The sequence below is a fragment of the Pisciglobus halotolerans genome (assembly GCF_900113675.1).
GTDB classification, from domain to species: Bacteria; Bacillota; Bacilli; order Lactobacillales; family Carnobacteriaceae; genus Pisciglobus; species Pisciglobus halotolerans.
The window spans coordinates 1-11,449 of sequence record NZ_FOQE01000046.1; the positions used below are offsets into that span (position 1 = coordinate 1).

General features: G+C 41.7%; 10 protein-coding genes and 1 pseudogene. 9 read left to right on the forward strand and 2 right to left on the reverse strand.

From position 1 onward, the window contains the following. The first annotated feature begins 1,053 nt into the window (after positions 1–1,053). The 7 genes from BM057_RS11735 to BM057_RS10350 all read left to right on the forward strand — a co-directional run bounded on the left by BM057_RS11735 (position 1,054) and on the right by BM057_RS10350 (position 7,949). On the forward strand, positions 1,054–1,215 hold the full coding sequence (locus tag BM057_RS11735; RefSeq protein WP_177186240.1) for a hypothetical protein: 162 nt from the start codon (positions 1,054–1,056) through the stop codon (positions 1,213–1,215). 45 nt (positions 1,216–1,260) lie between these two features. Next, positions 1,261–1,767 (forward strand): SRPBCC family protein, encoded by a 507-nt coding sequence (locus BM057_RS10325; RefSeq protein WP_143074510.1) that lies wholly within the window; start codon positions 1,261–1,263, stop codon positions 1,765–1,767. A gap of 96 nt (positions 1,768–1,863) precedes the next feature. After that, the gene (locus BM057_RS10330) at positions 1,864–3,093 is read left to right on the forward strand and encodes an acetyl-CoA C-acetyltransferase (RefSeq protein ID WP_342708100.1); all 1,230 of its coding nucleotides are present in this window, start codon (positions 1,864–1,866) and stop codon (positions 3,091–3,093) included. A 128-nt stretch (positions 3,094–3,221) separates the two neighbouring features. After that, the gene (locus tag BM057_RS10335; protein WP_092093576.1) at positions 3,222–3,962 is read left to right on the forward strand and encodes an SDR family NAD(P)-dependent oxidoreductase; all 741 of its coding nucleotides are present in this window, start codon (positions 3,222–3,224) and stop codon (positions 3,960–3,962) included. A gap of 299 nt (positions 3,963–4,261) precedes the next feature. Continuing rightward, the gene (locus BM057_RS10340) at positions 4,262–5,425 is read left to right on the forward strand and encodes an ROK family transcriptional regulator (protein WP_092093579.1); all 1,164 of its coding nucleotides are present in this window, start codon (positions 4,262–4,264) and stop codon (positions 5,423–5,425) included. Between the two features lie 25 nt (positions 5,426–5,450). Beyond that, positions 5,451–6,626 carry a GNAT family N-acetyltransferase gene (locus BM057_RS10345; protein ID WP_177186241.1) on the forward strand — a complete coding sequence of 392 codons (1,176 nt, stop codon included), beginning with the start codon at positions 5,451–5,453 and terminating at the stop codon, positions 6,624–6,626. 66 nt (positions 6,627–6,692) lie between these two features. Continuing rightward, positions 6,693–7,949, forward strand: a complete 1,257-nt coding sequence (locus BM057_RS10350; protein ID WP_092093584.1) for a PTS sugar transporter subunit IIC — start codon at positions 6,693–6,695, stop codon at positions 7,947–7,949. A 369-nt stretch (positions 7,950–8,318) separates the two neighbouring features. Here BM057_RS10350 and BM057_RS10355 read toward each other — a convergent pair whose 3' ends face one another. Both BM057_RS10355 and BM057_RS10360 read right to left on the reverse strand, forming a co-directional pair. Beyond that, a complete protein-coding gene (locus BM057_RS10355) occupies positions 8,319–8,693 on the reverse strand; it encodes a hypothetical protein (RefSeq protein WP_047391001.1) in 375 nt (124 codons plus the stop codon). Between the two features lie 560 nt (positions 8,694–9,253). Then, positions 9,254–9,565: a single stranded DNA-binding domain-containing protein gene (locus BM057_RS10360; protein WP_092093587.1), complete on the reverse strand. Its 312-nt coding sequence runs from the start codon at positions 9,563–9,565 to the stop codon at positions 9,254–9,256. A 275-nt stretch (positions 9,566–9,840) separates the two neighbouring features. On the opposite strand from BM057_RS10360, the gene BM057_RS10365 reads away from it, so the two are divergent. Both BM057_RS10365 and BM057_RS10370 read left to right on the forward strand, forming a co-directional pair. Continuing rightward, on the forward strand, positions 9,841–10,899 hold the full coding sequence (locus BM057_RS10365) for a hypothetical protein (RefSeq protein WP_092093590.1): 1,059 nt from the start codon (positions 9,841–9,843) through the stop codon (positions 10,897–10,899). Between the two features lie 330 nt (positions 10,900–11,229). Continuing rightward, positions 11,230–11,449: pseudogene (locus BM057_RS10370) on the forward strand (hypothetical protein); the annotation flags it as partial.

The window sequence follows — 11,449 nt, forward strand, 5'->3', positions numbered from 1 at the left end:
ACAAATAAATTATATCTCAAATGAGAGACATAATGATTTAAAAAGTTAACAAATACGTATATTTATTAACTAACTATATTATACGAGGATGCGGAACGAGGTTGACAGAGGCGACAGGAAAATGAAAAAGCGCGGCGCAGAGCATCCTGCGCATGCAAGCGACTTTTGAATTTTACCCGAGCCCCTACCTCACGCAGCTCAACTACAAACAAGATGTGAAGCGGCCCCGAAAGAGTCGCGGCAAAAATAGGAAGTTGTTGAAGAGAGCAGCGAAGCGCGCATCGAAACAACTGACCATTATATCAATAAAAAAATCAAAAAAACGTGTTCCTATCCATGGCTTTAATTGCCATGGGGGAACACGTTTTTTCATTTTAAAATATGTTTTGGAGTGGTTGGGTGCTGTTCTATGTTTATTTCGGTATCTATTCAGCGTTGCTTCTGCCTGTTCAGATGGCATTGCACTCTTGAATGAGCAGAACGTATTCTTATTTTCCAACTCAAATGAGATTCGGCACTCGAGTAGGAACGCAAACGGATTATGTGTCCAACTCAAACGAGATTCGGCACTCGAGTAGGAACGCAAACGGATTAGCATTCCAACTCAAATGAGATTCAGCACTCGAGTAGGAACGCAAACGGATTATGTGTCCAACTCAAACGAAATTCTGTACTCGAGTAGGAACGCAAATGGATTAGCATTCCAACTCAGACGGTCTTCTGTACTCGAGTAGGAACGCAAATGGATTAGCATTCCAACTCAAATGAGATTCGGCGCTTGAGTAGGAACGCAAACGGATTAGCATTCCAACTCAGACGATCTTCGGCACTTGAGTAGGAACGCAAACGGATTATGTGTCCAACTCAAGCGATAGCGGGCATCTGAGTTGGAACGATACCGTTATTCGAGCCCATTTGCCTAGAAAGTCATCCTGCTGGTTTGCGGCTAGTCGGAATAGCTATCAATTGACAGGGTGGACTAATTCATTGAAAATGAAGGTAAGAAAAGCAGCTTCTGATTAAACCAACATTTAATTTAAATGAGGGAGAATTATGCTGAAAAATGGAATGTTTATGATGACGGTCGGTTTTGTGGCATTAATATTGGGACTTGTGGAACCCTATGCTGGCAGGAAAATAGTGTTGCTGGCTGCTGTCGCGCTGATCATCATTGGTTTTATTCTGTATTATCGTGGTGAAAAAGAAGAGGAATGAAAGCATGCTGACTTGCCGAGTAGCTTAGTCTAGGATGAGATTTTTGTGCAACGAAAAGAAGGAGTGGAGAAAATGTTAGCAGAAGTGAGCCAAGCGAATGATAAGGTGATCGTGACGATGCATCGGAAATTGCAGCACCGGGTCGAAGAAGTATGGGATATGTTGACGGAGAATGAGCAGTTAGCCAAATGGTTCCCTGAAATGCAGGTCGAGCAGTTGAAAGAAGGCGGCAAGATAAAGCTTGCGTTCCATACGGGCGGAAAAGAGGAAATGACGATTACCTCTTTAGCTGTTCCAACTGTTTTGGAATACACGTGGGGGCAGGATTTAGTCCGTTTCGACTTGACCCAAACAGATTACGGGACTCATTTGCTCTTTACCGAAACATTGCAGCAAGTGACGGAGCAAACACCGAAAGATATCGCGGGCTGGCATATTTGCCTAGATGCGATCGAAGCATTGTTGGACAAAAGAGAGTTATCAGATCCGCATCAAACGTGGGAAAAAGCTTACGCGGATTACAAACGAGTCTTTGATGATTTTGAAAAGTAGCGCGCCAATCTGACGCCCAAAATAAGTTAACGTTTTTTTAAAAAAGTACCGGTGACAAAAATGATATACTAGGAACAAATGAAAATTCTGCAGACAATGGAGGCATTTATGGAAAAAGTATATATTACCGGTGCTAAACGAACCCCAATCGGCGCTTTTATGGGTGCTTTGAGCAAAGTCTCAGCCGGCGATTTGGGGAGCGCGGCCATCAAAGGTGCACTGGAACAAAGCAACATTGATGCCGCTGACATCGATGAAGTAGCGATGGGCAATGTGTTGCCGGCTGGTCAAGGGCAAGGCGTCGCGCGGCAAGCAGCAATCAAAGCTGGCATCCCCGCAAATATTCCGGCGTATGGTGTCAATATGGTTTGCGGTAGCGGTTTAAAAGCAGTGATGCAGGCTTTTTTGTCGATCAAAGCCGGAGAGAGCCAAGTCGTTGTAGCAGGCGGAACGGAATCCATGAGCCAAGCGCCTTATTTGATACCGGCCAAAACTCGCGACGGTATTAAAATGGGGAACTTTGAAGTCAAAGACCATTTGCTAGAAGACGGATTAACAGATGTTTTCAACGATTATCATATGGGGTGTACCGCTGAAAATATCGTTCGCAAATACGGCATCTCTCGCGAAGTACAAGACCTTTTTGCCCATCAATCGCAGCAAAAGGCGATTCAAAGCGTAGACGCTGGCGCATTTAAAGCTGAAATCGTGCCCGTAGAGACAAAAGTCAAAAGAGAGACCGTTATCGTCGATACAGACGAATATCCGAATCGCAAAAGCAATTTGGAAAAGCTCAGCACCTTGAGACCTGCTTTTGAAAAAGAAGGCAGTGTGACAGCCGGAAACGCTTCAGGAATCAATGACGGAGCCAGCGCTACTGTGGTCGTGAGCGAAAGCTATGCAAAAAAACATCAGCTGACACCGCTTGTTGAAATTTTAGCGATCGGGCAAAGCGGTGTAGATCCAGCCTTGATGGGGTTAGGACCTACACCAGCGATCCAAAAAGCGCTAAAGAAGGCAAATGTATCATTGGCTGATATCGACGTCATCGAATTGAATGAAGCTTTTGCCTCTCAAAGTCTTGGCGTGATCCATGAATTAGCAGAACGATTTGAATTGAGCGAAGAAAGTATCCAAGCTAAAACCAATTTGAATGGCGGCGCGATCGCACTTGGGCACCCGCTTGGAGCCAGTGGCAACCGCATCTTGGTTACGTTGATCTACCTGTTGAAAAAAAGAAAACAACGGTATGGACTGGCTTCTTTATGCATCGGTGGGGGCATGGGAGTGGCCGTCGTCATTGAAAATACAGATTACCAAAAATAAGCACGTACTCGTTTTACGAAAAAGTAAGGCGAGTTTTTTTGTTCAAAAAGTGAAACGCTATCTTTTGATTCTGACAACTTTTTTCGTTACGCTAAAAAAAGAAAGCCATCAAAAAGGAGAGGATCACGTTGTTTGAATTGACGAATAAAGTAGCGATCGTAACAGGCGGAACTTCCGGGATTGGTGAAGCTATTGCTAAGTTATATGCTAAGTCGGGAGCAAAAGTTGTGGTAGTCGGCAGGAATCAAGATCGAGGCGAGGCCATTATTTCTGATATCAAAAAGGATAAAGGCGAAGCCAAATTTGTCAAAACAGACGTCACCAGTAATGAAGAGATCAAACGATGCGTTGATCAGACGATCAGTGCTTATGGCACGATCGATATTTTAGTGAATGGAGCAGGTATCCACGACAAGTACCATAACGTTTTGGAAACGAGTGAAGAAGACTTTGACAAATTGATGAATATCAACCTCAAAGGAGCCTTTTTAATGGCAAAAGCAGTATTGCTGACGATGCTTGAAAAAGGAAAAGGCAAAATCATCAATATCGGCTCGCAAGGAACGTTCGTCGCTGGTCCAGGAGGCGCAACTTATGTTACTTCTAAGCATGCTATTTTTGGGCTGACAAAACAAATCGCTTATGATTTTGGGAAGAAAGGGATCCAGTCAAATTTGATCGCGCCTGGATTTATTGAAACGCCGATGACAGAAGGGATCGACGATGAAAGGTTGAAAGATATACCGGCTCAACGGGCTGGAAAACCGGAAGAAGTGGCTTCAATGGCACTTTACTTGGCTTCCGACACTTCCGATTATGCTCAAGGCGCAGCTTTTACTATTGATGGCGGCTGGACAGTTGGTAGATAGCCTTAACAATTAAACAAACAATTAAAAAAGAGCATGGAGAGGAAACCAGCAGCGAACTTTTGGTTTCATTTCCAGCTCTTTTTTTGCTGCCATTAGAAAAAAATACGACCACAATCAGGTCGAAACTATTTTCTGAAAAGTAAAGACTTTAATAGACTCAAAAAGTTCACCAAAAAATTAAAAAGAAAGGGTATACAAACCATAAAAAATCCTGTATACTTCTATTTGTCTTAGTTAGTTAATTTAATTAAGAAAGAAATACGTTAATCCATCTCACCAGATAGAAAGGGGGAAATCATGTGTTGCGCGGTACTTTTCAGTTAATGAAGTCCGTCAATAAAACTGCGATTTTAAATAAAATTCGTTTAGCTGGACCGATCTCTAGAGCAGATATTGCCAAAGAGACGGGGATCACACCACCAACTGTCAGTACGATCGTCAAAGAATTGATGGCAGAAAATTTAGTGGCAGAAAGCCGGCTTGGCAAATCAAAAGGCGGCAGAAAGCCTACTTTGTTGCTGCTGAAAGAAGACGGTTCCTATGTGATCGGTGTCGATGCGGGTTCAAAAACGATCAAAGCTATCGTCAGTGATCTCGTCGGACATGTTCTTGCGCGAGCAGAAGTTGAAATTTATCCGCATTCGACCAATGAAGCTTTTTTAGAGCAAATGACAGCTGTCATCAGAACGGTCTTGTCAGAGATAGCAGATCAGTGCGAAAAAGTCTTAGGCATTGGTGTTGCGATGCATGGTGTCGTTGAAATTGAAAGCGGTATTTCCCTCTATTCATCTAAAACAGGATTGAGAAACGTACCAATCAAAGAAACTTTGGAAGCCGCATTTGATTTGCCGGTCACGGTAGAGAATAATTCGCGTGCGATGGCGATCGGCGAATATTGGTTTGGCGATTACGGCTATATCCAGCGCTTTTCAGTCATCAATATTGGACGGGGAGTCGGTTCAGGGTTGATCGTCAACGACAAGCTGTGCTATGGCGCGCAAGATTTGACAGGTGAAATCGGACACGTCTCGATTTCGTTGGATGGAGACGTCTGCAGTTGCGGAAACCGAGGCTGCTTTGAAACCTTTGTATCTGGGGACGCGATCGTGAAAAGAGCCAAAAAGATGATCCAAGATGCACCCGATGATTTAACAGCCGAAAAAGTGTATGCCTTTGCAAAAGAAGGTAAAACCGACTATATCCACGTGTTAGAGGAGACGGGAAAGCTGATTGGCATCGGAATCATCAACTTGGTTCATACGGTCAATCCGGATCAAATCGTTTTAGGCGGCGGAGTGATGAAAAGTGCTGACTTCCTCATGCCACAAATCCAGCAGACGATTCGAGAACGAGCGCTAACGGAAAAAGCGAAAGCTGAGACCAAAGTCGTGATCTCAAAAATCGGGGATGATGCAACAGTCTTAGGCGCAGCCGCTTTGCTGTTGACGGAACTGTTTTATTAACAACTAGAGAAAGGAGAACAAGATGATGAAGGTTCAATTGGTTCCAAATGAAGACGCTGAACAAGTGATCAAGTTAAAAAATTACTGTTTTAAGCCAGCTTATGAAGGTAAGCGCTTAGAAGATTTTCGCTACTGGATCGAAGCCAGCACGACCGTTGGAGCATATGATCAAGAAAAATTGATCGGACAATTATTGGTGTTGCCGCTTAGCCTGAATGTATTTGGGCAGCCTTATGATATGGGAGGGATCGGATTTGTTTCGACTTATCCAGAGTATCGCAATGCCGGTGTGATGAAACAAATTTTATTGCAATCGCTGAAAGAAATGCGCGAAAACAATCAATTGGTTTCTGTTTTGAGTCCTTTTTCAGTCTCCTTTTACCGCCACTTTGGCTGGGAGTTGTTTTTTGACAGCATTCGCTATACGATCCCCATCGATCAATTGGCCCCTAAAGGCAACAGCAGCAAACAAATCATTCGTTTCGATTACACTGATCCAGTCTATGACACCTGGATGGACAAGGTAAAAGCTTACCATACGCAAGAAGTAACGAAACGCAATGGTCAAATGTTTCGCCAAGAAGCTTGGTGGGAGAGACTGAGAAAAAGGGAACCAGATGCCAGTTTCGCTTTATGCTTAGACGAATCAGGAGAAATTCGCGGCTATATCCGCTACACCATCCGCGATTTGGTCTTTGATATCCGCGACTTTTTTGCGACAGATACAGCAGCCGAGCAGCAACTATGGCATTACGTCAAAGCACATGCCGCAGAAACGAAAACTGTGACAGGCGAAGAAGCAGCTTGGCGTTCTTTTGGCTTCCAATTTATCCAGCCGCAATTCAAAAAAGAACTAATCCAAGATAGGATGATTCGCATCATTGACGTCGCAGCTTTTTTACGGCAATATCCGTTTCAAAAATTGGAGCAGCCGTTGTATCTAAAAGTAATAGACGCGCAAGCTGAATGGAATCACCAACTCTTTCAAATCGATCCTGATAAAAAGGTGCAAGGAATCGCCGAAGCACCAACAGAAGAGATTCTCGAGATGGGAATTGGTCCTTTATCGGCTTTGTTGATGGGTTATCATGATCTTTCTTGGTATAGGGCAAATGGGGATGCAAAAGTGTCATCTGATACCGCTGCATTATGGCAGCAAGCCCTTCCGTCAGGTTTTCCAAGTTTTTATGATTATTTCTAACCAACTTATTTTTCACAACCGAACTTATTTTATCAATTGAATAAAACATTATTGGAGGTTCAAAAAATGGATAGCTTTATTGCATTTATGGAAAAACATTTTATTCCACACGCTTCAAAAATTGGGACACAACGTCATCTCGTGGCGATTCGTGACGCATTCGTTGTTTCAATGCCGCTGATGATCTTAGGCTCTTTAGCTGTTTTGCTGAACAACTTGCCGATTCCAGTCTTTCAAGATTTCATGAACAATGTATTCGGTGAAGAACTATGGAAGAGTTTCGGTGGCAGCGTTTGGAACGGAACATTTGGTATTTTGTCTGTTCTGATCTCATTCTTAGTTGCCCGCAACTTAGCCAACCACTATGGTAAAGATGGCATTTCTGCAGGGGTCGTTTCTGTAGCCTCTTTCTTCACTTTAGGCGGCGCAACAGGAATGTCTTCAAATGGTTTATTTATTGCCTTGATCGTTGGGTTGGTTTCAGCAGAAATCTTTTCACGTTTGGTCGGCAATGACAAATTGGTCATTAAAATGCCAGAAGGAGTACCGCCAGCAGTAGCTACTTCATTTGCTGCGTTACTACCAGCTATGATCACGATCAGTATCTTTGGTTTGATCTACACGATCTTTATGGCATTTGGCGTAACAGACATCATTGAGTCATTCTATGAATTGGTGCAACAACCATTTATGGGACTCGCAAACTCATTACCATCAGCTATGCTTTTAGCTTTCATTACACCATTCTTGTGGTTCTTTGGATTACACGGTGCCAACATGGTCGAACCATTGATGCAATCGATCAATGCGCCAGCGATCACTGCAAATGCTGAAGCCATCACAGCTGGAAAAGTAGCTCCTTATATCGTTAACAAACCTTTCTTTGATTCATTTGTTAACCTAGGCGGAACAGGTGCAACATTAGGTTTGATCATTGCGATCTGGATCTTTGGCCGTCGCAACAAAGCCTACAAAGTCGTAACAGGATTGAGTACTGCACCAGGCATCTTTAACATTAACGAACCAATGATGTTTGGCTTGCCAATCGTTTTGAACCCAATCATGTTCATTCCATTTATCTTAACGCCAGTTATCCTAGTAACCGTTGCATACGCTGCAACTTCTCTAGGCTTAGTACCAGCAGCTGTCACCATGCCACCATGGGTAACACCACCAATCATCGGCGGCGTACTCGCAACACAAAGCATTGCAGGCGGGGTACTTGCAGCCCTTAACCTACTGATCTCAGTCGTCATTTACGCACCATTCGTAAAAATCGCTGAAATCCAAGCAATCAAAAAAGAAGCCGCAGAACAAGCTTAGGATGTGGAGCGACCCCGATAGAGAACGAGCACTAACGAAGGAACAACGCAAACAACCCGGCGGAGCGGTTGTGCGGATGTTACAAGTTAGGCGGAGATCTCTGGGGAGCGCAACTCAACTACTAGGATGCGAAGCGAGGTCGATAGAGACGACAGGAAAATGAAAAAGCGCGGCGCAGAGCATCCCGCGTATGCGAGCAACTTTTGAATTTTACCGAGACTCTACCTCGCGCAGCTCAAGCTCCAAAATGTATCCTGCCATTAAATTACACTAAAAAACGTCCTGACTTTCAATAAAAAGTCAGGACGTTTTTTCGGTATAAATAAGTATATAAGGTAGGTCGTTTCATATAGTATAGTAACGAATGTTCTAGGCTTCAGGTACTTGAATAGGTGAGATCGGGTCTTTTTGCTTCATTTTGAAAATTTCATAAATTTGAGCTAAGACAAAAGAGTCACTCGTTGTTAGATTTAAAAGATCAATAATCGCACTGATCATTTCATAATCTTCTTTTGTTAATGTATCATCAACGAGTTTATTCTTAAAATGAAAAAGGCGATCGGTCAGTTGTTGGTAGGAATGCACAAAATTTTTAAAATCATCCCCGTCCGTAAACAAAGCACACTTTAATGAACGATTCTTTTTATGCAGGTGAAGAAAGTACTCTTCCACTGACATATCAAGCGCAGCGGCTGTTTCTTTGATTTCTTCAAAACTCTCATCATGAATCATGATATTATCCATTCTACGACCTCCTAAAAAGTCTTTATTCAACACGTGCTTACAAGTTATACATTACAAACATTCCCTAGTAAAGTAAATATAAATCAATCGATAGTCAAAAACTTATTGTAACTTTGTCAAAATATGGACACATGTTTATTATAGAAGGACAAATGTCTCCAAATAAAGAAGGTGAACTTCTCAGTAGAGGGACGACAAGTTTGAACGTTTGGTTGATAACATTGATAAGAGTAGGGAAAGACTCATGGGGAAGTCTTTTTAGATAAGTACAAAAATGTTTTTTCTCTTAAAATTGACGAAAGCCACTCTGCAATAGAGCGGCTTTCTAATTAAAAATAAATAGTTATAAAGTTTATTTTGGTTAATAATACTCGTTGAATTATACTACTCGACTTCTCATTTAAACAACACAAACCCTACCACTTTTGTGTCCTTACAGTCCTTTAACTGCGCCAGTTTGAGTAAACTTCATTAAAATGGATTGATATAATGCTTCGTACTTATTCTTAATACATCAACTAGTATACCACAAACGAAAAAAGCTTAAAGATAAGTTTTCCTTAAAATGCTAACTTGTTATTTGCCAAAGGACGTCCTCGGTAATCCCATACTTGTCCTAAACGAAGAGGGCGGCTTTCAATCCTATAAGCCTGCACCAGCAGCTGCAAATGATCATTGATGAGACAATCGATCGTCAGCTCCGTTCCTTTTTCAATTTCTTTAACAAATGAAACAACTTTCTGTCCTGTTAGAAGGCAATCGAAAGTACGCGAATCTCGGCTCAACGTGAACCGGCAGACAGGAGTCCCACTTTTCAAAATCATCTGATTCACTTCTGAAGTAACCTTACCCGTAATGATCGCTGTATTCATTTTTAACCCTCCTTAAAACAGCAGCCTTTCTGATGATGTTTTTTAGATATAAGTGTGTTCAACATTTAATGCTTCATCTTTATTATACGAACGTTTGTTTGTTAAGTAAAGAAAAATAAGCCAAGAGTTAATCAAAAAGTTAGGAAATTGATATAGAATGGTGTCTGCTGAAAAAACTAAGGAAGATAAGCAAATTTCTTGTAAAAATTTTAAAAAACTCTTAAGGTGTAGGTGAGCCATCAAAGTCTCAAAAAAAATTAAAGGAGTGGAAATGGATGGTAAAAGAAAGAAATCAGAGGGGACTAAGAAGACTAGTTGTTGAAGACAAGGAAGAAGCTGGATACAACATCTCTTGGTCTGCCATTATTGCAGGTGTCGTTACGTTCTTAGCTTTTTTACTCACGTTATCTCTGATTGGTTCAGCTATCGGCTTTGGAACAGTGGAACCAACTTCAAATAATCCATTTGATGGTGTGGGCACAGGGTTGATGATCTGGACAGTCGTTTCATTTATTCTATCCCTTACTGCCGCTGGTTTTGTCGCTGGTATCACAGCACGTCGCGTTGGATTCGTTCACGGATTCTTAACTTGGGCCACAAGCGTACTGGTATTATTATTATTGCTTTCTTATGTCACTGCAGGCGTATTCTCAGCTGTTGGATCAGCTTTGGGCAGCGTATTCTCTGTAGCAGGCAAAGGTGCTGAAACGGTCGCATCTAGTGCAGGAGACTTGGTATCCAGCAGTTTTGATCAAATCGTTGGAAATGTAGAAGACGTTGACACCAATGAACTAGAAGGACAAGTCAATGATATCTTGAAAGATACAGATGTTCCTGAGTTGCAACCAAACTATATCAATGGCCAACTAGATGCAGCAAAAGATGATATTATGGATGCCGGCAAACAATTAGCCCTCAATCCTGATAATTCAGACGAAATCATTTCGCAAACCAAAGATTCTTTACAAAATCGAGCTCAAACAATTTCTGATGCAGCCGATAAAGATGCAATTGCCAATGCAGTTGAGTCTAACACAGACTTGAACCAACAAGAAGCAGAAGAAGCAACGAACAACATTTACAACTCATTGCAATCTGCTTCAGAAGAAGCACAAACACAATTGAACCGTGCAGAACAAGGTATTGACGAAGCACAACAAAAATTAGACCAAACAGTGAAAGAAGCACGTGTCAAAGCAGACCAAGCTTCAGATACAACCGCGAAAGCTTCTATTTGGGGATTTGTAGCCTTATTATTAGGCATGATCCTAACCTCATTAGCAGGTCTATGGGGCTCACGCTTTGTTAGAGGCCGCAACGAAGAAAAAATGTAATCTAAGATAATAATAAAGTAAAAAGCCTGCCACTCGATGAAAAGAGTGGCAGGCTTTTTGAGTTTGAAAGTGCTGGAAAAGAAAAACATCTCTATTTTGGTAAAGAGATTTGGTGCAAATTTTTTAACGAAAAAGACCAAACCAGCTCTATGTAAAGAAAATAAACAGGTTTGGTCTTTATTGATTATTTTAAATTAAAGAAAATAGGCTCTATAATATATAGTGTTGGTGGACCAATCGGTTCACTGGCACTATTTTTTGTTTTTAAATGAAAAAAGACCAGTGAACTCCTATAATTAAGTTACCACACAAAAGAATAGGAGAATTCACATGGCCTACACTCATTCTATAAAAAAATTGCTCAATATTAAAGACCCAAATGTTCAATTAGCTGAAGTTCCCGTTACAAAGGAAAAGAAAAAGGATCAAGAATATCTGGTAGTACACGGAAAATTGACCTATCGACCTTCCTGCTGTAAACTTTGCGGCGTCAAAAACAACTCCTATCAGGATCTTATCAAACATGGCACAAAATGTTCTACACTCACAC